The organism is Halomonas cerina (genome assembly GCF_014192215.1).
Taxonomy (GTDB): Bacteria; Pseudomonadota; Gammaproteobacteria; order Pseudomonadales; family Halomonadaceae; genus Halomonas; species Halomonas cerina.
This window is the reverse complement of the sequence record NZ_JACHXP010000012.1, coordinates 91,744-113,060: the sequence shown is the minus strand read 5'-3', so window position 1 is coordinate 113,060 and position 21,317 is coordinate 91,744. Positions and strand designations below refer to the sequence as shown.

The 21,317-nt window shown below is 65.4% G+C and carries 18 protein-coding genes and 8 tRNA genes; 13 read left to right on the top strand and 13 right to left on the bottom strand.

The window, feature by feature from the left end:
* Positions 1 to 3: 3 nt before the first annotated feature.
* The 9 genes from FHR94_RS12825 to ccoN all read right to left on the bottom strand — a co-directional run bounded on the left by FHR94_RS12825 (position 4) and on the right by ccoN (position 8,691).
* Positions 4 to 702, bottom strand: a complete 699-nt coding sequence (locus tag FHR94_RS12825) for a sulfite exporter TauE/SafE family protein (protein ID WP_183326117.1) — start codon at positions 700 to 702, stop codon at positions 4 to 6.
* Positions 702 to 935, bottom strand: a complete 234-nt coding sequence (gene ccoS, locus FHR94_RS12820) for a cbb3-type cytochrome oxidase assembly protein CcoS (RefSeq protein WP_183326116.1) — start codon at positions 933 to 935, stop codon at positions 702 to 704. Before ccoS ends, FHR94_RS12825 begins: the two co-directional genes overlap by 1 nt.
* Positions 932 to 3,409 carry a heavy metal translocating P-type ATPase gene (locus FHR94_RS12815; protein WP_183326115.1) on the bottom strand — a complete coding sequence of 826 codons (2,478 nt, stop codon included), beginning with the start codon at positions 3,407 to 3,409 and terminating at the stop codon, positions 932 to 934. Before FHR94_RS12815 ends, ccoS begins: the two co-directional genes overlap by 4 nt.
* Complete coding sequence (locus tag FHR94_RS12810) at positions 3,410 to 3,922, bottom strand: FixH family protein (RefSeq protein ID WP_183326114.1); 513 nt, start codon at positions 3,920 to 3,922, stop codon at positions 3,410 to 3,412. It abuts the gene before it with no gap.
* Positions 3,922 to 5,355, bottom strand: coding sequence for a cytochrome c oxidase accessory protein CcoG (gene ccoG, locus FHR94_RS12805; protein ID WP_183326113.1), 1,434 nt, complete (start codon positions 5,353 to 5,355; stop codon positions 3,922 to 3,924). The genes FHR94_RS12810 and ccoG overlap by 1 nt, the downstream gene beginning before the upstream one ends.
* Positions 5,356 to 5,493: 138 nt before the next feature.
* Positions 5,494 to 6,423, bottom strand: coding sequence for a cytochrome-c oxidase, cbb3-type subunit III (ccoP, locus tag FHR94_RS12800; protein WP_183326112.1), 930 nt, complete (start codon positions 6,421 to 6,423; stop codon positions 5,494 to 5,496).
* A complete protein-coding gene (locus tag FHR94_RS12795; RefSeq protein ID WP_183326111.1) occupies positions 6,420 to 6,632 on the bottom strand; it encodes a cbb3-type cytochrome oxidase subunit 3 in 213 nt (70 codons plus the stop codon). Before FHR94_RS12795 ends, ccoP begins: the two co-directional genes overlap by 4 nt.
* Before the next feature lie 2 nt (positions 6,633 to 6,634).
* The gene (gene ccoO, locus FHR94_RS12790; RefSeq protein WP_183326110.1) at positions 6,635 to 7,243 is read right to left on the bottom strand and encodes a cytochrome-c oxidase, cbb3-type subunit II; all 609 of its coding nucleotides are present in this window, start codon (positions 7,241 to 7,243) and stop codon (positions 6,635 to 6,637) included.
* Positions 7,244 to 7,266: 23 nt separating this feature from the next.
* Positions 7,267 to 8,691, bottom strand: coding sequence for a cytochrome-c oxidase, cbb3-type subunit I (gene ccoN, locus FHR94_RS12785; protein WP_183326109.1), 1,425 nt, complete (start codon positions 8,689 to 8,691; stop codon positions 7,267 to 7,269).
* A gap of 225 nt (positions 8,692 to 8,916) precedes the next feature.
* On the opposite strand from ccoN, the gene FHR94_RS12780 reads away from it, so the two are divergent.
* From FHR94_RS12780 to FHR94_RS12740, 9 genes are all read left to right on the top strand, one after another.
* The gene (locus tag FHR94_RS12780; protein ID WP_246389946.1) at positions 8,917 to 9,594 is read left to right on the top strand and encodes an alpha/beta family hydrolase; all 678 of its coding nucleotides are present in this window, start codon (positions 8,917 to 8,919) and stop codon (positions 9,592 to 9,594) included.
* Between the two features lie 122 nt (positions 9,595 to 9,716).
* Positions 9,717 to 9,792, top strand: a tRNA-Val gene (locus tag FHR94_RS12775).
* A 40-nt stretch (positions 9,793 to 9,832) separates the two neighbouring features.
* Positions 9,833 to 9,909, top strand: a tRNA-Asp gene (locus FHR94_RS12770).
* A gap of 27 nt (positions 9,910 to 9,936) precedes the next feature.
* Positions 9,937 to 10,013 (top strand) — tRNA-Asp (locus FHR94_RS12765).
* A gap of 32 nt (positions 10,014 to 10,045) precedes the next feature.
* Positions 10,046 to 10,122, top strand: a tRNA-Val gene (locus FHR94_RS12760).
* 3 nt (positions 10,123 to 10,125) lie between these two features.
* Positions 10,126 to 10,202 (top strand) — tRNA-Asp (locus tag FHR94_RS12755).
* Between the two features lie 355 nt (positions 10,203 to 10,557).
* Positions 10,558 to 12,480: a PrkA family serine protein kinase gene (locus FHR94_RS12750; protein WP_183326108.1), complete on the top strand. Its 1,923-nt coding sequence runs from the start codon at positions 10,558 to 10,560 to the stop codon at positions 12,478 to 12,480.
* 63 nt (positions 12,481 to 12,543) lie between these two features.
* Positions 12,544 to 13,824: a YeaH/YhbH family protein gene (locus FHR94_RS12745; RefSeq protein WP_183326107.1), complete on the top strand. Its 1,281-nt coding sequence runs from the start codon at positions 12,544 to 12,546 to the stop codon at positions 13,822 to 13,824.
* A gap of 17 nt (positions 13,825 to 13,841) precedes the next feature.
* Positions 13,842 to 15,395: a SpoVR family protein gene (locus FHR94_RS12740; protein ID WP_183326106.1), complete on the top strand. Its 1,554-nt coding sequence runs from the start codon at positions 13,842 to 13,844 to the stop codon at positions 15,393 to 15,395.
* A gap of 71 nt (positions 15,396 to 15,466) precedes the next feature.
* Here FHR94_RS12740 and FHR94_RS12735 read toward each other — a convergent pair whose 3' ends face one another.
* The gene (locus FHR94_RS12735) at positions 15,467 to 15,781 is read right to left on the bottom strand and encodes a high-potential iron-sulfur protein (RefSeq protein WP_183326105.1); all 315 of its coding nucleotides are present in this window, start codon (positions 15,779 to 15,781) and stop codon (positions 15,467 to 15,469) included.
* 350 nt (positions 15,782 to 16,131) lie between these two features.
* Between FHR94_RS12735 and FHR94_RS12730 the strand changes: the two genes are divergently transcribed.
* Positions 16,132 to 16,407, top strand: coding sequence for an Lrp/AsnC family transcriptional regulator (locus tag FHR94_RS12730; RefSeq protein ID WP_183326104.1), 276 nt, complete (start codon positions 16,132 to 16,134; stop codon positions 16,405 to 16,407).
* Positions 16,408 to 16,453: 46 nt separating this feature from the next.
* Positions 16,454 to 17,284 (top strand): DNA/RNA non-specific endonuclease, encoded by an 831-nt coding sequence (locus tag FHR94_RS12725; protein ID WP_183326103.1) that lies wholly within the window; start codon positions 16,454 to 16,456, stop codon positions 17,282 to 17,284.
* Between the two features lie 99 nt (positions 17,285 to 17,383).
* On the opposite strand, the gene FHR94_RS12720 is transcribed toward FHR94_RS12725, so the two are convergent.
* The 3 genes from FHR94_RS12720 to FHR94_RS12710 all read right to left on the bottom strand — a co-directional run bounded on the left by FHR94_RS12720 (position 17,384) and on the right by FHR94_RS12710 (position 17,757).
* Positions 17,384 to 17,470, bottom strand: a tRNA-Leu gene (locus FHR94_RS12720).
* Between the two features lie 45 nt (positions 17,471 to 17,515).
* Positions 17,516 to 17,602: transfer RNA gene (locus FHR94_RS12715), tRNA-Leu, on the bottom strand.
* 68 nt (positions 17,603 to 17,670) lie between these two features.
* A tRNA-Leu gene (locus FHR94_RS12710) sits at positions 17,671 to 17,757 on the bottom strand.
* A gap of 235 nt (positions 17,758 to 17,992) precedes the next feature.
* On the opposite strand from FHR94_RS12710, the gene rnr reads away from it, so the two are divergent.
* Positions 17,993 to 20,371: a ribonuclease R gene (rnr, locus tag FHR94_RS12705; RefSeq protein WP_183326102.1), complete on the top strand. Its 2,379-nt coding sequence runs from the start codon at positions 17,993 to 17,995 to the stop codon at positions 20,369 to 20,371.
* Positions 20,371 to 21,225: a 23S rRNA (guanosine(2251)-2'-O)-methyltransferase RlmB gene (rlmB, locus tag FHR94_RS12700; protein ID WP_183326101.1), complete on the top strand. Its 855-nt coding sequence runs from the start codon at positions 20,371 to 20,373 to the stop codon at positions 21,223 to 21,225. The genes rnr and rlmB overlap by 1 nt, the downstream gene beginning before the upstream one ends.
* The last annotated feature ends 92 nt before the right edge of the window (positions 21,226 to 21,317 follow it).

Sequence of the window (21,317 nt, the reverse complement as noted above, 5' to 3'; positions counted from 1 at the left end):
CCGTCAGGCATGAGCGCCGTCGGGCATGAGCAGCCAGAACTGCCACAAGGCGAAGCCGATGATCGCCAGGGCCGCCAGGGTCCGGGTGGTGGGATGGCGGATCAGGGTTCCCAACTGGCGTGCGGCCAGGCCGGTGACCAGCAAAGCCGGCAGGGTGCCCAGGCCGAAGGCCCCCATCAGGGCCGCGCCACGCCAGGGGTCGGCGACGGCGAGGCTCCAGGCCAACATGGAGTAGACCAGGCCGCAGGGCAGCCAGCCCCAGACGGCGCCCAGGGCTAGCGCCTGGGGGACCTTGACCACCGGCATCAGCCGACGGCCGACCGGTTCCAGATGCCGCCAGACGTGACGGCCCAATGCCTCAAGGCGCAGCAGGCCTTTCCACCAGTTCGCGATGTAGAGTGCCATCAGGATCAGCATCACGGCCGCCAGCCCCTGCAGGACCAGACGGGCCCGGGGCGTGATGGCGATCAGGGAGCCCAGGATGGCGACCAGGGCGCCGGCCGCCATATAACTTGAGATGCGTCCGAGGTTGTAGCCGAGCAGCAGCCCCGAGAGGCGCGCGGGGTGGCGCATGCTGGGGGGAACGGCGAAGGTCAGGGCGCTCATGATGCCGCCACACATGCCGATGCAATGGGCACCGCCCAGCAGGCCGAAGACGAAGGCCGCCAGCAGGGGCGGCAGGTCGAGACCGGTAGGATCCATCAGTCGTGTCGGGACTCGTCGTCATCCTGCCCGGCGGCCGGCGCATCGGTACGGGAGCGGCGGCGATCGCGCTCCTCCGGCGACAGGTCATTCTCGTCTTCGTCGAAGAGGATCCGGTAGGCCGGCCCCTCCAGATCCTCGAACTGGTCGTTCTTCACCGCCCAGAAGAAAGCCCACACGGCCAGGCCGAGCAGGATCAGCGACAGCGGAATCAGCAAGTAGAGGATGCTCATGCGGTCACCGGCGTCGTGGTAGCAGGGTGGGCCGCCTGGACAGGGCGAAAGCGGCTCAGGCGCAGGGCATTGCCGACCACGATCAGCGAACTGGCCGACATGCCGATGGCGGCCAGCCAAGGGGGCACGAAGCCGAGCGCGGCCAGCGGCAGGGCCGCCAGGTTGTAGATCAGCGCCCAGAGCAGGTTCTGGCGGATGATGCGCTGCGTGGCACGGCTGATCTCGATGGCCTCGACGATACGCATCAGGTGGGGACCGAGCAAGACGGCATCGGCACGGGTGCGGGCCAGGTCGGTGGCGCCGTTCATGGCGAGGGCGACATCGGCGCCGGCAAGCACCGGGATGTCGTTGATACCGTCGCCGACCATGGCCACGCGCTCGCCGGCGGCCTGCAGCGCCTGGATCCGAGCCAGCTTGGCCTCGGGGGACGCCGAGGCCCGCCAGGTCGCGATGCCCAGCCGCTCGGCCATCGCCTCTACCGCCGAGGGCGTGTCGCCGGAGAGCAACTCCACCTCGAGTCCCTGGGCCTTGAGGGCGGCGACGGCCTCGCCGGCATCCTCGCGCACCCGGTCGCGCAGGGCGAACCAGGCCTGGGGGGTACCCTGCTCGGCGAGCAGCAGCCACTGGCCCTCGCCGGGAGGTGCGGGACGAGCCTCGGGGGCGGCGAAGTCAGGCGTGCCGAGTCGCCAGGTGCGGCCCTCGAGACAGCCCTCGAGGCCCTGGCCGGGGTGACTGATCACCTCGCTGGCTGACACGGTGACCCGTCGGTAGGGACGGAAGGCCCGGGCGATGGGGTGTTCGGAATGGGCCTCGAGGGCGGCGGCCAGGCCACGCAGCCGGTCGGCGTCCTGGTCGCCCAGTACCTGGGTATCGGCCAGGGTCATCTCGCCGCTGGTCAGGGTGCCGGTCTTGTCGAGGATGACCCGGTCGAGGCTGGCGAGGGTTTCCAAGGCATCGGCCCGGGTGATCAGTACCCCGCGGCGGTGCAACTGCCCGTGACCGGCGGTGAGTGCCGTGGGCGTGGCCAGCGCCAAGGCGCAGGGGCAGGTGACCACCAGCACCGAGAGCGTCACCCAGAGGGCCCGGGACGGGTCGACGAACCACCAGGCGATGGCGACGAGGGTGGCGATCAGCAGTACCTGAAGGACAAAATGATGCGCCAGGCGTGCCGTCATCCGGGCGATGCGGGGGCGGCTGGCGAAGGCCCGATCGGTGAGGTCGACGATGCTGGCGACCCGGGCGTCCTGCCCGGCATGGGTCACCCGCACGGTGAGCGGGCTCTCGATGTTCTGGCTGCCTCCGGTGACGCTCTCGCCGGCGCGGCGGGTCACCGGCAGGTACTCGCCGGTGAGCATGGACTCGTCGAGGCTCGATTCGCCGCTCTCGATCACCCCGTCCGCCGGCACGCCGTGACCGGGCTTGACCAGCACCCGGTCGCCGGCGGTAAGCGCGCTGGCGGGCAGGATGCGCTCCTCCCCTGACTCGGTGAGGCGGATGGCCGACAGCGGCAGGGCACCGGCGAGGGCATTGCCGCTGTGGCCACTGCGACGGCGGGCCCGCCCTTCCACATAGCGACCGAAGAGCAGGAAGAAGGTGAACATCGCCACCGAGTCGAAATAGATCTCGCCACTGTCGCTGATCACCGCCCAGGCGCTGGCCAGGTAGGCGCCGCCGATGGCCAGCGATACCGGGACGTCCATGCCCAGCACCCGGGTGTGCAGGTCGCGCAGGGCACCGGCGAAGAATGGCTGGGCCGAGAACAGCACCACCGGCGTGGTCAGAGCGAAGGAGAGCCAGTGGAAGAGCGCATCGAAGTCGGCACTGATCTCGCCCTCACCGGCCACATAGAGGGGGATGGAGAACATCAGCACCTGCATCATGCCCACGGCGGCGACGATCAGCCGGCGCACGTTCATGCGCTCCGCGTGCTGCAGGCGGCTCTGGGCGGCGTCGGGTTCGTAGGGCTGGGCCTGATACCCGATGGCCGCCATCTCGGCGAGGATCCGCGAGAGCGCCACCCGCTGTGGATCCCAGCTCACTCGTACCCGATGGTGGGTAAGGTTCACCGCGCTGGCGGTGACGCCCTCCAGGGCATTGAGGCGGTGCTCGATCAACCAGGCGCAGGCCGCGCAGGTGATGCCATCTACCGCCAGGGTGGCGTGGACATCGCCGCCTTCAGCCTCGGAGTGCACGAAGCGGGCCTGCAGGCCCGGGTCGTCGAACACCGCCCAGGTTTCCGCCTTGGACGCCTGGCGGTCGTCGGGGCGTTCCGGCAACTCGGTGCGGAAGCGGTAGTAGCTGGCGAGCCCACCCTCGACGATGGCCTGCGCCACGGCCTCGCAGCCAGGGCAGCACAGCGGATAGGTGTGGTCGTCGAGGGTGAGGGCCCAGGGAGCACCAGGCGGCACCCGGCTGCCGCAATGATAGCAGTCGGAGGGCGCGGGTGTGGCGGTCGAGGTGGCCTGGGTGGTCATCTAGATCCCGGGGGTCAGGGTGATCGCGGCGTCTGTCGGGAAGTGGGCCTCCCCGGTGAGGCGCCAGTCGGCAGCGTTACCTGGCGAGGGCTGCAGATGCAGGTACCAGCGGTAACGCAAGGCCCGATCCAGGGTGGCCACGTAGCGACCCTTGTGGACGTGATCGAGGACCAGCGAGCGGTCGCGGTCACTCTCGGTAGGAAAGATCAGCGTCAGGTAGAGCGTCTCCGGGTGCTGCCCGCCCGCCAGGTCGACCACGATGTCGCCGGTGCGCGGGTCGGCACGCAAGCTGGCCGCCAGTCCCAGCGTTTCGGCATGTTCCTGTTTGGCCAGCTGCTCGTTGATGGCCAGGCCCTGCGTGTAGTAGTCCTGCTCCACCGTACCGTCGTAGTAGTGGATGGAGACGACCAGGTAGACCAGGCTGAAGATCACCGAAGAGGCCACCAGGCCGATCAGGAACCAGGGCCAGAACTGCTTGTACCAGGGGGGGATGTACTCGGGGTCCATGCTCATCAGCGGGCCTCTCCTATAAAGCGGCTGTCGCGTTCGATGGCGATATCACCCTCCATGGCTTCGACGCGCAGCAGGATATCGTGGCTGGGTCGCTCGATGACATCCGGGCTCACGGTAGCCTCCAGCACCAGCTGGCGGGACTCGCCGGCGGGCACGCTGACCTCATGGGTGTCCAGGGTCAGGCCAGGCAGGCCGGAGGCCTCCAGCCGGTAGACATGGTCACGGTTGTCCAGGTTGCGCACGGTCAGGGTGTAGATATTGCTGATCTCACCGTCCCGAGTCATCTGAAACAGCTGGTTGCGCTCGCGCTCGACGTCGAAGCCCAGAGGCGTGCGGTCGGCCACGGCCCAGGCGAACAGCCCGATCATCACCAGCAACGCGGCCAGGTAGCCGAGCAGACGAGGCCGCAGGATATGCGTCGGCTTGCCCTCGAGGGCATTCTCGGTGGTATAGCGGATCAGCCCGCGGGGGTAGCCCATCTTGTCCATCACGCTGTCACAGGCGTCGATACAGGCCGCGCAGGTGATGCACTCGTACTGCAGGCCCTTGCGAATATCGATGCCGGTGGGACAGACCTGGACGCAGAGGTCGCAGTCGATGCAGTCGCCATATCCCGCTTCACGGGCTTGCTGGTGGCCAAGGCTTCGCTTGCGGGGGCCGCGGGGCTCGCCCCGGGCGGCATCGTAGGAGACGATCAGGGTATCACGGTCAAACATCACGCCCTGGAAGCGGGCGTAGGGGCACATGTAGATGCAGACCTGCTCGCGCAGCCAGCCGGCGTTGAGGTAGGTGAACACGGTGAAGAAACCCACCCAGAAGTAGGACCAGCCATGGGCCTCAAGGGTGGGTAGCGCCACTATCAGCTCGCGGATGGGCGTGAAGTAGCCGACGAAGGTGACCCCGGTGGCCAGCGCGATGGCCAGCCAGATGGCATGCTTGGCGACCTTGCGTTGGGCCTTGTCGGCGTTCATCGGCTGCTTGTCGAGCTTGATGCGGCGGTTGCGTGGACCTTCGATGCGGTGCTCGACCCAGATGAACAAAAAGGTCCAGACGCTCTGTGGGCAGGTGTAGCCACACCAGACCCGGCCGGCGAAGACCGTGATGAAGAAAAGGCCGAAGGCGCAGATAATCAGCAGCCACGACAGCAGCATGAATTCCTGGGGATAAAAGGTGGCGGCGAAGATGTGGAACTCTCGACCCGGCAGGTCGAACCACACCGCCGGACGGCTGCCCCACTGCAACCAGGGAATCAGGAAGAAGGCCAGCATCAGCGCCCAGTTGGTACTGCGCCGCAGGCGCTGGAAGACGCCCTTGATCTCGCGCACATAGAGATGGCGGCGGCTGGCGTACATCTCCTGGGGCGTCGTCTCGCCGGGCGCATGGTGCTGCACCGGTTCCGGCGTGACATCACGGGTCGGGATCTTCTCGCTCATGGCAGGCTCACGACTGGCAGGAAGGGAGGGCCCGGGGAGCCCTCTGGTCATCGCCGATATTGTATCGGGGCGATCGTCCAACGAGAAAGGGTGCGACCGGAAGCCGCACCCTGTCGGATCGAGCAGACGAGAGAGGCCTCAGTCGCCCTGGCTCAGGCTGTAGACATAGGCGGCCACCAGGTGGACCTTGTCCTCGCCGATGTAGGCGGCCTGGGCCGGCATGTGGCCATTACGACCATTGCGCAGGGTCTGGCGGATGGCGTCGCCGAGTGGCTGGCCGGGCCGGCGGTAGAGCCAGGCGTCGTCGGTGAGGTCGGGGGCTCCCAGCGCCTGGTTGCCGGTACCGTCGGGCATGTGGCAGGCGGCGCAGACGGACGCGAACACGCTGGCCCCCTGCTCGGCGCGGGCCGGGTCCTCGGCATTGCCGGACAGTGACATCACGTACTGGGTGACGTTCTCGATGTTCTCCTCGCCGAGCTGCTGCCAGGAGGGCATCAGGCCGTTACGCCCGTTGGTAAGAGTGGCCACGATGTTCTCGGGTTCACCTCCGTACAGCCAGGCATCGTCGGTCAGGTTGGGAAAGCCATAGCCACCCTGGGCGTTGGAGCCGTGGCAGATGGCGCAGTTGTTGAGGAAGATCCGCTCGGCCACCTGCATGGCCTCGTCGTCCTGGGCCAGCTCCGGGATCGGCACTTCTTGGTACTGGGCGAAGATCGGCGCGAAGCGTTCCTCGGCCCGGGCCATCTCCTGCTCCCACTGGCTCTCCTGGCTCCATCCCAGCAGACCGGCGAAGTTGCCGAGGCCGGGATAGAGCAGCAGGTAGCCCAACGAGAAGATCACGGTGCCGACGTAGAGCTGGAACCACCAGCGCGGCAGCGGGTTGTCGTACTCCTCGATCTCGTCGGCGGCGTGACCGGTGGTCTCCACCTTGCCCTCGATATCGGGCTTCTTGTCGGTCTTCCGGTTGGCAAAGAGCAGCCAGGCGCTGATGGCGATGGTGCCCAGCGTGATGACGATGATCCAGGCGCTCCAGAAGCCGGAAAGGGAGTCACCCCATAGATTGTTCATGTGTTCCTCTCTCCCTTGTCGTCTCGGGATTCGGCCTCGCGGGAGGCGCTCGTGTCACGGTTGGGCTGTTCATCCTCGTCGGCGAAGGGCAGGTTGGCCGCCTCGTCGAAGTCCCGCTTGCGGCGCCTCGAATAGGCCCACAGGGTGATGCCCGTGAAGGCGATGATCAGCAGGATGATGATGATGCCGTTGACGGTCCCGTTATCCATGATCAGCGCGAATCCTTGAGCACGGTGCCGAGCTGCTGGAGGTAGGCGACCAGCGCGGTGATCTCCCGCTCACCGCGGACGGCTTCGCTGGCCCCGGCGATCTGCTCGTCGGTATAGGGCACGCCCAGCGCTCGCATGGCGCGCATCTCGTCGGCGATGTGTTCACCGCTCAGGGTGTTCTCGAACAGCCAGGGGTAGGCCGGCATGATCGACTCCGGGACCACGTCCCGGGGGTTGTACATGTGGGCGCGGTGCCAGTCGTCACTGTAGCGGCCACCGACGCGGGCCAGATCCGGCCCGGTGCGCTTGGAGCCCCACAGGAAGTTGTGCTCGTAGACCGACTCGCCAGCCACGCTGTAGTGGCCATAGCGCTCGGTCTCGGCACGGAAGGGGCGGATCATCTGCGAGTGGCAGCCGACACAGCCCTCGCGGCGGTAGATGCCGCGTCCCGCAAGCTCTAGGGCGGAGAGCGGCTCGAGGCCCTCGACCGGCTCGGTCGTCTTCTTCTGGAAGAACAGCGGCACGATTTCGGCCAGGCCCCCGAAACTGATCACCACCAGGATCAGCACGGCGAGCAGGCCGACGTTCTTTTCGACAATCTCGTGTCTCATTGGTGTCTCGTTCCCTGGTTGGCTCAGGCGGTCTGCGGAAGCGGCTGACGGGCGCCTTCACCGCGACGGACGGTCATGAAGACGTTGAAGGCCATGACCAGCATGCCGGTCACCCAGCATAGGCCACCGATCAGGCGCACGATGTAGCCCGGCCCACTCGCCTCGACGGCCTCGATGAAGGTGTACATCAGGGTGCCGTCGGGGTTCACGGCGCGCCACATCAGGCCCTGCAGGATGCCGTTGACCCACATGGACGCGATGTAGAGCACGGTGCCGATGGTGGCCAGCCAGAAGTGCACGGCGATCAGGTTGACCGAGTACATCTCGGTGCGACCGAACAGGCGCGGAATCAGGTGGTACATGGAGCCGATGGTGATCATCGCCACCCAGCCGAGGGCGCCGGCGTGCACGTGGCCGATGGTCCAGTCGGTGTAGTGGGACAGCGCGTTGACGGTCTTCACGGCCATCATCGGGCCCTCGAAGGTAGACATCCCGTAGAAGGACAGGGCCACCACCAGAAAGCGCAGCGTCGGGTCGGTGCGCAGCTTGTGCCAGGCGCCGGAGAGGGTCATCATGCCGTTGATCATGCCGCCCCAGGAGGGGGCCAGCAGGATGATCGACAGCACCATGCCCAGCGACTGGGTCCAGTTGGGCAGGGCGGTATAGTGCAGGTGGTGCGGGCCGGCCCACATGTAGACCATGATCAGCGCCCAGAAGTGGACGATAGAGAGTCGATAGGAGTAGACCGGGCGCTCGGCCTGCTTGGGCACGAAGTAGTACATCATCCCCAGGAAGCCGGCGGTCAGGAGAAAGCCCACCGCGTTGTGGCCGTACCACCACTGGGTCATGGCATCGATCGCCCCGGAATAGAGCGACACGGAGTACATCGCCGACACCGGGATGGCGGCGCTGTTGACGATATGCAGCACCGCGACGGTCAGGATGAAGGCGGCGAAGAACCAGTTGGCCACGTAGATGTGGGAGGTCCTGCGCTGCTTGATGGTCATCAGGAAGACGATGGCATAGCTGATCCACACCAGGGCAATCAGGATGTCGATCGGCCACTCCAGCTCGGCATACTCCTTGGTGCTGGTGTAGCCCAGCGGCAGGCTGACCACCGCCGCCAGAATGACCGCCTGCCAGCCCCAGAAGGTGAAGGCCGCCAGCTTGTCGGCGAACAAGCGCACCTGGCAGGTTCGCTGCACCACGTAGTAGGAGGTGGCGAACAGCGCCGAACCGCCGAAGGCGAAGATCACGGCGTTGGTGTGCAGGGGGCGCAGGCGGCCGAAACTCGTCCACGGCAGTCCCATGTTCAGTTCCGGCCATACCAGTTGTGCGGCAATGATGACACCGAGGGTCATGCCCACGATGCCCCACACCACTGTCATGATCGCGAACTGCCGAACTACCTTGTAGTTGTAGGTCGGGTGTTCAAATGCTGTGCTCATGTCAGGTTCCCATCGAACGCGGTTGGGGGGTCGGCGCGCGGCATTCTGCCCCTAGCCGGTCTCCCGCTGGATGATGCAGGTCAATAACCAAGGGGGATTCTAGCGCAGGCACGCAACAAGCTGAACATAACATTGGAGGGATTATGGAACCGGGAGTGCCTGCGAATGTCTGAGCATTTTTGTCAACTTTCGGCCACCATTACGCGGGATTCCCTGACACGATACTTGCAACAAGGGGCCCTGGGTGCCTGGTTCATCGAGGGGTTGGGGCCACTGGAAGTGCGCGGTGAGTGCCGGGTGGGCCGACTGTTGATGACCCATGGCGCGGGTGCTGGGCAGGATTCAACCTTTCTGCAACGTTTGCGTGATGACCTGGCGGAAGCAGGGGTTCAGACACTCGCCATCGAGTTCACGTACCTGCGACGGATGCGCCAGGAAGGGCGCCGTCGTCCACCGCCCCGGATCGATCGACTGATCGAGGAGCTCTCGCGGTGGTGCGACAGTGTGTCACACCCTGGCCTGGTGCCCTTGTGGCTCGGGGGCAAGTCCCTGGGTGGGCGGGTCGCCAGCCTGTTGGCGGCGCGTGGTGCGGGGGTGGCCGGCCTAGTGCTCTGTGGCTATCCCTTCCACCCACCCCGCCAGCCCGACAGGCTTCGGCTCGGCCACTGGCACGAGCTGCCTTGCCCGACCCTGGTGGTGCAGGGCAGCCGGGACCCCTTCGGTACTCGTGACGAGGTCGCCGGCTACGCCTTGCCCGAGGTCACCGAGGTGCACTGGCTCGAGGATGGGGATCATGACTGGATGCCCCGTCGCGCCACGCGGCGAGAGCAGCGGGAGCTGATCCGTGAGGCCGCGACGCGCATCGCGGCGTTCATGGTGGAACACGCTGCGTCTCCCCAATGATGTGACGTCGACCAAGCCGATGAAAGGCTTGTGGAAACCCTGACCGGGGCGATGCCGCGCCGGAGACAAAAACGCGTTGACATTGCCCGCGGCCCCTGTAGAATGCAGCGCCACGTGACCGGGGGTGGTTAGCTCAGCTGGGAGAGCACCAGCCTTACAAGCTGGGGGTCACAGGTTCGAACCCTGTACCACCCACCATTGCGCGGCAATGCCCGATCACGTCGCAGGAAACGTATGCGGACCGGTAGTTCAGTCGGTTAGAATGCCGGCCTGTCACGCCGGAGGTCGCGGGTTCGAGTCCCGTCCGGTCCGCCAGCGTCTTGTGTATCGTAGTCATCTTGCGGACCGGTAGTTCAGTCGGTTAGAATGCCGGCCTGTCACGCCGGAGGTCGCGGGTTCGAGTCCCGTCCGGTCCGCCACGATGGCATGACGATAATGCAGAAGGTTTCGTGGGTGATTAGCTCAGTTGGTTAGAGCACCAGCCTCACATGCTGGGGGTCACTGGTTCGAGTCCGGTATCACCCACCATGCGGACCGGTAGTTCAGTCGGTTAGAATGCCGGCCTGTCACGCCGGAGGTCGCGGGTTCGAGTCCCGTCCGGTCCGCCATCTGCACCGAATACTGAAAGCCCCGAGCGCCTCACGGCCTCGGGGCTTTCTCGTGGGCCGTTGTCTTCCTGGCTGGTGTCTGCCCTTCTCCCCGATACCAGTGGTGCCTCGTCGGTGAGAGGCCCGTCGTAATGCTGTCGCCACCGGTCGAGGCGCGTGTGCCGTGTGAAGCGTTTCAAAATCCCTTCGGCTTTCAACGAACGCTTCCTGTTGAAGAGGTTCTCATGGGGTAGAGCGTGCTGCGTTGAGGGGATACGGAACGTTGTCCGCTAATGCTGTCTACGCTGAAGCATACCAACCCCGGCGATCGCAGTGGTGCAGTCACGACCGGGGGGCAGGTTCAAAGGAGGCCTCGATGAGTATCTTCGATCATGTGCAGAATCGCTTCTCTCGCACCCAGCAGGAGGAGATGAGCCTGCAGGAGTACCTGGAACTCTGTCGTGATGACCCCTCAGCCTATGCCAGCGCGGCCGAGCGCATGCTGGAGGCCATCGGCGAGCCGAAGGTGATCGACACCGCGAAGGACTCGCGGCTTTCCAGGATCTTTTCCAACAAGGTGATTCGCCGCTATCCGGCCTTCTCGGAGTTCTACGGCATGGAGGAGGCCATCGAGCAGATCGTCGCCTACTTCCGGCATGCCGCCCAGGGGCTGGAGGAGAAGAAGCAGATCCTCTATCTGCTCGGGCCGGTGGGGGGTGGCAAGTCATCGTTGGCCGAGCGTCTCAAGCTCTTGATGGAGCAGATTCCCTTCTATGCGATCAAGGACTCGCCGGTACAGGAATCGCCGCTCGGCCTGTTCTCGCCGGAGGAGGACGGTGAGCTGCTCGAGAAGGAATACGGTATCCCGCATCGCTGCCTGCGCAGCGTGATGTCTCCCTGGGCGGCCAAGCGGCTCAAGGAGTATGGCGGCGATATCTCCCGGTTCCGGGTGGTCAGGCTCTATCCGTCGCGGCTCAACCAGATCGCCATCGCCAAGACCGAGCCCGGTGACGAGAATAACCAGGACATTTCCTCACTGGTCGGCAAGGTGGATATCCGTCAGCTCGAACTCTATTCCCAGGACGACCCCGATGCCTACAGCTTCTCGGGCGGCCTGTGTCGGGCCAACCAGGGCCTGATGGAGTTCGTCGAGATGTTCAAGGCGCCGATCAAGGTGCTGCACCCCCTGCTGACGGCCACCCAGGAAGGCAACTACAACCCCACCGAAGGCATGGGGGCGATCCCCTTCGACGGCATCGTGCTGGCCCACTCCAACGAGAGCGAGTGGCAGGCCTTCCGCAACAATCGCAACAATGAGGCCTTCCTCGATCGGGTCTACATCGTCAAGGTGCCCTACTGCCTGCGGGTCACCGAGGAGATCAACATCTACCGTAAGCTCCTCGAGCACTCCTCGCTGGCCGAGGCGCCCTGCGCGCCGGACACCCTGCGCATGCTGGCGCAGTTCTCGGTGCTCTCGCGGCTCAAGGAGCCGGAGAACTCTAGTGTGTATTCCAAGATGCGGGTCTATGACGGCGAGAACCTCAAGGATACCGACCCCAAGGCCAAGTCGATCCAGGAGTATCGTGATGCCGCCGGGGTCGACGAGGGTATGAACGGGCTCTCCACACGTTTCGCCTTCAAGATCCTCTCCAAGGTGTTCAACTTCGACAACCACGAGGTGGCGGCCAACCCGGTTCACCTGCTCTACGTGTTGGAGCAGCGCCTGGAGCAGGAGCAGCTGCCCCGTGAGGCCTTCGAACGCTATCTGCGCTATATCAAGGAGTTCCTGGCGCCACGTTACGTGGACTTCATCGGCAAGGAGATCCAGACGGCCTATCTCGAGTCGTACTCCGAATATGGCCAGAACATCTTCGACCGCTATGTCACCTACGCCGACTTCTGGATCCAGGATCAGGAGTATCGGGACCCCGAGACCGGTGAGCTCTTCGATCGCCAGTCCCTCAATGAGGAGCTGGAGAAGATCGAGAAGCCGGCCGGCATCTCCAATCCTAAGGATTTCCGTCACGAGGTGGTCAACTTCGTGCTGCGGGCCCGTGCCCAGAACAACGGCATGAACCCGAGCTGGCAATCCTACGAGAAGCTGCGCGGGGTGATCGAGCACAAGATGTTCGCCAATACCGAGGAACTGCTGCCGGTGATCTCCTTCAATGCCAAGGCCTCGACGGCGGATCAGAAGAAGCACGAGGATTTCGTGGCACGGATGGTAGACCGTGGTTATACCGAGAAACAGGTGCGGCTGCTCTCCGAGTGGTACCTGCGGGTGCGCAAGTCGCAGTAAGGCCGGCCCGGGTGGAACCGTCCACCCGAGCCAGGCGAGCCGCTGCACGCAGAGGAGGTCGCCATGACCTATTTCATCGATCGTCGGGCCAATGCCAAGAACAAGAGCGCGGTCAATCGCCAGCGCTTCCTGGATCGCTACCGGACCCACATCAAGCGCTCCGTGGAGGAGGCGGTCAATCGCCGCTCCATCACCGACATGGAGCGGGGCGAGAAGGTCTCGATCCCGGCCCGTGACATCTCCGAGCCGGTCTTCCAGCACGGTACGGGGGGGAAGCGTTCCATCGTGGCGCCCGGCAACCGGGAGTTCGTGGAGGGAGATCGTCTGCGCCGCCCCGGTGGTGGTGGAGGAGGGGGAAGCGGGGAAGGCAGTGCGTCCAATCAGGGCGAGGGCATGGACGAGTTCGCCTTCACCCTGTCCCGCGAGGAGTTCCTCGACTTCGTCTTCGATGGCCTGGAGCTACCCCACCTGGAGCGCAAGAACCTGGTTGACCTCGACGAGGTGAAGCCGGTGCGGGCCGGGATCTCCCGGGAAGGGGTGCCGGCGCGGATCAATATCGTGCGCTCCATGCGTCAGGCCCAGGCCCGACGCATCGCCATGCGGGCCCCCCTCCAGCGCGCCCTGCGCGAGGCGCGGGAGGCGCTCGAGGCCGAGGAGCGCAAGGACCCGGTGCTGCGCAATCCCTCGCGCGTCAGTGAGCTCAAGGCCGAGATCGAGCGGCTCGAGAGGCGCCTCGAGGCGGTGCCCTTCCTCGATACCTACGATCTTCGCTACAACCACCTGGTCGACCAGCCGCAGCCGTCGAGCAAGGCGGTGATGTTCTGCGTCATGGACGTCTCCGGCTCCATGACGCAGGCCCACAAGGACATCGCCAAGCGTTTCTTCCTGCTGCTCTACCTCTTCCTGGAGCGCAACTACGAGAAGGTCGAACTGGTCTTCGTACGCCACCACACCGCCGCCAAGGAGGTCGAGGAGGAGGAGTTCTTCTACTCGCGGGAGACCGGCGGCACCATCGTCTCCAGTGCCCTGAACCTGGTCGACGAGATCATCGAGGCCCGCTATCCGCCGGGGCAGTGGAACCTCTACGTGGCCCAGGCCTCCGACGGCGACAACTGGGATGATGATTCGGTCACCTGCCGGGAGGTATTGATGAAGTCCCTGATGCCCCGGCTGCAGTACTTCACCTACGTGGAGATCACGCCCCACGCCCACCAGGCGCTGTGGGAGGAGTATGAGCGGGTGGAGGTCGAGTACGCTGACCGCTTCGCCATGCGCCAGATCGTCGAGCCCGGCGACATCTATCCGGTGTTCCGCGAGCTGTTCCGTAGCCGTGCCGTCCGCTGACACGGCAAGGAGGCATCATGACCCGACGCACACCCATCGCCACCGGTTCCGACTGGAACTTCGAGATCCTCACCGCGTACGAGACCGAGATCGCGCGGCTGGCCGATGAGTATCGTCTCGATACCTATCCCAACCAGATCGAGGTCATCACCACCGAGCAGATGATGGATGCCTACGCCAGCGTGGGCATGCCGGTGGGCTACCATCACTGGTCGTTCGGCAAGCAGTTCCTGGCCGTGGAGCAGGCCTACCGCCGCGGCCAGATGGGGCTGGCCTACGAGCTCGTCATCAACTCGGATCCCTGCATCGCCTACCTGATGGAGGAAAACACCCTGATGATGCAGGTGTTGGTGATGGCCCACGCCTGCTACGGACACAATTCCTTCTTCAAGGGCAACTACCTGTTCCGCACCTGGACCGATGCCAGCTCGATCGTCGATTACCTGGTGTTCGCCCGCCAGTACATCACCGAGTGTGAGGAACGCCACGGGGTGGAAGCCGTGGAGCAGCTGCTGGATGCCTGCCATGCGCTCCAGAACTACGGAGTCGATCGCTACAAGCGGCCGTCGCCGATCTCGGCGGCCCAGGAATCGCAGCGTCAGAAGGAGCGTGAGGAATACCTCCAGTCCCAGGTGAACATGCTGTGGCGCACCATTCCCGGTCGCGCCCGGGATGACGCCCTGCCCGGCATGGTCGACGATGAGGAGGATCCACTGGGCCTGCATTCGGGGGGGCGCTATCCGCCGGAGCCCCAGGAGAACCTGCTCTACTTCATCGAGAAGAACGCACCGCTGCTGGCTCCCTGGCAGCGGGAGGTGGTGCGGATCGTGCGCAAGCTGGCCCAGTACTTCTATCCCCAGCGCCAGACCCAGGTGATGAACGAGGGCTGGGCGACCTTCTGGCACTATACTCTGATGAATCGGCTCTTCGACGAGGGGTTGGTGGATGAAGGGCTGATGCTGGAGTTTCTGCAGTCCCATACCGCCGTGGTGTACCAGCCGCCTTTCGACAGTCCCTACTACAGTGGCATCAACCCCTATGCCCTGGGGTTCGCCATCTACACCGACCTCAAGCGTATCTGCGAGTCCCCCACCGAGGAGGACCGTCACTGGTTCCCCGACTCCGCGGGAAGCGACTGGCGGGAGACCCTGGAGTTCGCGATGCGCAACTTCAAGGACGAATCTTTCATCCAGCAGTTCCTATCACCGAAGGTAATCCGTGACCTGAAGCTCTTCCAGGTACTCGACGATGACCAGGAGGAGATGCTCGAGGTGGCCGCCATCCATGACGAGCGGGGCTACCGACGGGTCCGGGAGGCGTTGGCCACCCAGTATGCGCTCTCGGTGCGGGAGCCCAATATCCAGGTGTACCAGGCGGATATCCGTGGCGACCGTTCCCTGACGCTGCGTCATGTGCAGGATGCCCGGCGACCCCTGGCCCGCAGTGTCTATCCGGTGATTCGCCACCTTCACCAGTTATGGGGCTTCCCGGTGCGGCTCGAGTCGGTGGACAACGACGAGGTGGTGCGCCGCTATCACTGGCCGCTGCCGGACGAGGAGCGCCGCGACTGAGCCGGCCCCATCACGACGACACCCGCGCCCGATGGCACGGGTGTCGTGGCATCAGCCCTTGAACGGCGGGGTCAGCCCTGAGCGGTCCAGGACTGGCACCAGCCCTCGGGGGCGACGCTGTTCTGCGGAAACAACTGGCAGCCTTGGGTATCGGCTTGGTAGAACATGCAATTGGCGCAGTTCTCCCCTTCGGAATAGGCCGGATGGTCGCTGGCGTCGCTGGCATTCTCGACGTAGTTCAGGGCCTTGGCCTGTTCGGCGTTCGGGTCCAGCGGGGGAAGCTCCTGGGCGAAGGCCGACTTGGACAGGATGCCGGCCCCCAAGGGCAGGGCGGCGAGGCCCAGCAGGCTGTGGCGCATGAAATCACGACGGCTTTGATTGGCCATGGTCTCTCCTTGTCATCACGGTAGGTCGTCTGGTCACGGTGGAGGCTTGTCGTCGCCTCTTGGCTGCCTTCTTCGGGTGGTGATCCACCTCTTGTCTCGTCTCTCTCGGTAGCGGCCCGGAGGAACCTGCCCTGCGGGATCGAGCCGTCTTATGGTAGTCGACAGGCTGGGGGGTGGCGAATCCCGCCGTTGTGCTGCGTCAATCCGACGCGTGAGCCGGTGGCCACGCTCACTGACAGTTGCCTGCCGGCAGCGTGTGGGCTGACATTCGAGCCGACCTCGCTGCTATACTCGCCGCTGCCGGGGTCAGCGGTCGCCGGCGCCCCTTTTCATGAGCCGAGGAGAGCCCGATGCAGAATGCCGTCATCCTGATCAATACCGACAAGGGCCAGGTCAAGGCGGTGGCCGAGCGGCTGGCCGAAGTCGAGGGCATCAGCGAGGTCTATTCCACCTGTGGCCGCTATGACCTGGTGGCGATTGCCCGCACTCGCGACTTCGAGTCCCTAGCGGAGCTGGTCACCGGGCGGCTCGACAGGGTGTCGGGGATTCGTGACACCGAGACCCTCAACGCCATGCAGGTTCACTCCCGCCATGATCTCGAGACCATGTTCTCGCTGGGCTGGTGATGGCGATCGTCTGTCTCGCCATGCGGCCTGAGCGCGAGGGCCGGGGATGACCCTTCGCCGCTTTTTGATCACGCTGCTGTTCGTGACCGTCGGGGCCGGGCTCTGGTATGCCCAGGAGCAGGAGGTCCGCGATCGCCTGAGTTGGATGGGTGTGCCGACCTGGGAGCGGCTGACGCCATTGAGCTTCCATCGCGTACTGCGCAACGACGGCTTCCTGGTCGGCTGGTCCGATGTCCGGGTAGGGCCGCTGTGGGTCAGCTATGCGCTGCAGGTGGTGGACGAGCCAAGCATCGGGCCGCGTCCCGGCTTCCGAGGCGACTGGCGTACCCTGTGGCCGGTCACGGCCGACAGTTACCAGAGCAGCGGCTACGACCGCGGCCACCTGGCGCCCAACTACGCCATCGCCGCCGTTCACGGTCGCGAGGCGCAGCATGACACCTTCTTGATGAGCAACATGCTGCCGCAGCGCCCTGGCCTGAACCGGCGGCTCTGGCAGCGCCTCGAGGAGGTGGTCATGGACCACTTCGTGCCACGCTTCGGCATGATGCAGGTGATCACCGGGCCGGTGTTCGATGCGCGTTTCACGCAGGGGGCCCTGAACCGGGTGGGACTGGTGGAGGTGCCCGAGGCGTTCTATAAGATCCTGGTGGTGCCGGGGGAGACGCCCAAGGCCCTGGCCTTCATCATGCCCCAGGCGGTCACCGGCGACGAGCCGCTGGACCGCTTCCTGGTCAGCATCGACCGTGTCGAGGCGCTCACCGGGCTGGACTTCTTTCCGCGGCTGTCCGAGCCGGCGGCCGAGGCGCTCGAGGCGCGGGTGGAGGCATCGGGCTGGGGGGTGGAGGAGGTGGCCCGGCGGCCGGGGCGCTTCCAGTAGCATCTGGGCAGGCAGGAGGCAGACATAAAAAAACCGCGATCGTGTCGCGGCCGCTGGCTCTCGTCGAATGGGTGATGCTCTGCAGGATGCGATGTTAAATGGTGCCCAGGAGAGGACTTGAACCTCCACGTCCGTAAGGACACTAGCACCTGAAGCTAGCGCGTCTACCCATTCCGCCACCTGGGCGCATCATGCTGTCGTCGTGTCCGGGCCATCGCCGCAAGGCGATGATGGTGCCCAGGAGAGGACTTGAACCTCCACGTCCGTAAGGACACTAGCACCTGAAGCTAGCGCGTCTACCAATTCCGCCACCTGGGCGAACACGAGCGATTCGAGCTGACAAAGAGCGTCGATACCAAGGTGTCTGGCAACTGGTACGGTATCGATGGTGCCCAGAAGAGGACTTGAACCTCCACGTCCGTAAGGACACTAGCACCTGAAGCTAGCGCGTCTACCAATTCCGCCATCTGGGCAAGCGAGGCGTATGATACCGGATTTTTCCGCCAATGCAAGTTCCCGTGTGGCCGCGCGTAGGGAAATTTTTCACGGCCCGCCGGGCGGGCCACGTATCCCTATGGTTGGGTGATGTCCGTGGCGGCGCTATACTGCCGCCATGACACGATACCCTGATTGTACGATCCGACGCTCGCGGCGCTCGTGCGCCTCGCCTCTCATGCCATCCCCGACCCTGCCAAGGATGCTCCCTGCATGACTCACTGGACGCTCGAAGGCGACCCGCACGCCAGCCGCGAGGCCCACAAGTACGACAAGCCTGCCCCCAGCCGTGAATACCTGCTGGCCCGCCTCGAGGAGGTCGGCAAGCCCATCACCCATGAGGCCATGAGCCAGCTGCTGGGCCTCGAGGACGAGGACCTCCAGGAGGCTGTGCGACGTCGTCTGGCGGCCATGGAACGGGATGGCCAGGTGCTGCGCAACCGCCGTGGTGCCTATGCGTTGATCGACAAGCTCGACCTGATCAAGGGACGGGTGCTGGGCCACCGTGACGGCTTCGGCTTCGTGCTACGCGATGATGGCAAGAAGCCTGATCTGGTGCTACCGCCGCGGCAGATGCGTCGGGTCTTTCACGGTGACCAGGTGCTGGTCCGCGTCAGCGGGCGGGATCGTCGTGGCCGCGACGAGGCGACCATCGTCGAGGTCCTGGCCCGCAATACGCAGACCATCGTCGGCGTCTATCGGGCCAACACACCGGAATTCGGCGTGCTGATTCCCGAGAACACCCGTGTCGCCCAGGAAGTGATCATCCCCCACAGCGCCTGCGGCGGGGCGAAAGACGGTCAGGTGATCTCGGCGCGCATCGTCAAGCAGCCCGAGACCCGGGTGCAGCCGGTGGGCGAGGTGATCGAGGTGCTGGGCGAGCGCATGGACCCGGGGATGGAGATCGATATCGCCATCCGCACCTACGAGATCCCGGCCGAGTTCCCGCCGGACGTCCATGACCAGATCGCCGGCATGTCCGCCGAAGTGGCCGAAGAGGATAAGCATCATCGTATCGACCTGCGCCATGTGCCGCTGGTGACCATCGATGACGAGTCGGCCAAGGACTTCGATGATGCCGTCTGTGCCTGGAAGACCAAGTCGGGCAGTTGGAAGCTGCTGGTGGCCATCGCCGACGTCTCCCACTACGTGCGGCCGGGCAGTGCCTTGGACCAGGAGGCGATCAGCCGCGGCAACTCGGTGTACTTCCCGGGTCAGGTCGTGCCCATGCTGCCCGAGCTGCTCTCCAATGGGCTCTGTTCGCTCAATCCCGACGTGGACCGTCTGGCGCTGGTCTGCGAGATGAACATCTCCAGGACCGGGGCCATCAGCCGCTACCACTTCTACGAGGCGGTGTTCCGTTCCCACGCGCGACTGACCTACAACAAGGTGGCGGCCATTCTCGACGACGAGGGCGAGCACGGCGATGCCCTGCGCGGGGAGTATCGCGAGCTGGTGCCGTCGCTGAAGAACCTGCATGTCCTCTATACCCTGCTGCGCGAGGCGAGGGTGGCGCGGGGCGCCATCGACTTCGAGACTACCGAAACGGCGATCGTCTTCAACGACGAGCGCAAAATCGAGAAGATCGTCCCGCGCTCACGCAACGATGCCCACAAGATCATCGAGGAGTGCATGCTGGCGGCCAACGTGGCGACCGCCCGCTTCCTCGACAAGCATGATCTGCCGGCGCTCTATCGCATCCACGAGAAGCCCTCGCCGGAGCGTCTCGACAAGCTGCGCCTGTTCCTCAACGAGCTGGGCCTGTCGCTGGGTGGGGGGGATGACCCCACCCCCCAGGACTACCGGGACCTGGCCGAGGCCATCAAGGACCGCGACGACAGTGACATCATCCAGACGGTGATGCTGCGCTCCATGAGTCGAGCGGTCTACTCGCCCCACAACGACGGTCACTTCGGCCTGGCCTATCCGGCCTATGCGCACTTCACCTCGCCGATCCGCCGTTATCCGGACCTGATCGTCCACCGCGCCATCCGCTCGGTAATCCGCGGGCCACGCCAGACCGCCACCGTGCTGCGGGCCGAGGGGGCCCCGGTGGAGCCGCCGAGCAAGTGGAGTCCCTATACCTTCGAGCAGATGCTGGAGCTCGGCGAGCATTGCTCGATGACCGAGCGCCGCGCCGACGATGCTACCCGTGACGTGGAGGATTGGCTCAAGTGCGAGTTCATGTCCGACAAGCTCGGCGAGGTATTCGACGGCACCATCGCCTCGGTGACCCAGTTCGGCATCTTCGTGCGCCTCGACGCGGTCTATGTGGAAGGCCTGGTGCATGTCACCTCGCTGCCCTCGGACTACTACCACTACGAGCCCGAGAAGCACCGTCTCAAGGGCGAGCGCAGCGGCATGGGCTACCGGCTGGGTGACGGGGTCACCGTGCAGGTCGCTCGGGTCGACCTGGACGAGCGCAAGATCGACTTCGAACTGGCCGATGACAAGCCGCGTCCGCGGCGACAGCCGCGCAAGCGCCGCGGGGGCGACAAGTCCACCGAGGCGGGTACCGGAAAGCCCGGTGACACGTCGGGCAAGGGCGGCCGGCGTCGCCGTGGTCCGCGTCGCGCGAGGGCGCGCGGCTGATGGCGGCGGGTCGCAAGCCTCGACACGACAGGAAGCCGGGGCAGGACGGCAGGCCCCGGCGTCACGCCGCACGGGAGGCGCCGCGCACGCCTGTGCCGCCCGGGGGGCTCGAGGCGGTGTTCGGCGTGCATGCGGTGCGGGCGCTGCTCGACCGCGGCGAGGTGCCCCGCGAGGTCTGGGTCCAGGAGGGCAGTGCCGGCACGCGCCTGGCCGAGCTGGTCGAGGTGGCCCGCCAGGGGGGCGCGCGCCTGCACGCCCGTCCTCGGGACGAGCTCGACCGCCTCGCCCAAGGGGGCTCCCACCAGGGCATCGTCGCCTTCGCCACGCCGCTGGCTTTCGAGGGCGAGGCGTCGCTGTGGCTCAGGCTCGAAGGCTGGCCCCACGCGGCCCCGCCACTGCTGCTGGTGCTCGATGGCATCACCGATGTGCACAACTTCGGGGCCTGCCTGCGCAGTGCCGATGCCGCCGGCGTGCATGGCGTGATCGTGCCCAAGGACAAGGCCGCACCGCTCAACGCCACGGTGCGCAAGGTGGCCTGCGGCGCCGCCGAGAGTGTGCCGGTCTATCAGGTCACCAACCTGGCCCGCGCCATGGCCAGGCTCAAGGAGCTCGGCATCTGGATCACCGGCACCGCCGGCGAGGCCGAGGCGAGCCTCTTCGAGGCCGACTTCACCGGCCCGACGGCCATCGTCATGGGGGCCGAAGGCAAGGGCATGCGTCGCCTGACCCGCGAGGCCTGCGATGGGCTGGTCAAGCTGCCCATGGTCGGCCAGGTCTCCAGCCTTAACGTCTCGGTGGCGACCGGCATCTGCCTGTTCGAGGCCGTACGACAGCGCCAAGCTACAAGCGCCTAGCGCCCAGCCGCTCAGTGACGGGCGGCTGGTGCCGAGGTGAGAAAGCTGATGGCAGCATGACTGGTGGCATCATCCTGGGGCGCTCGGCGCTT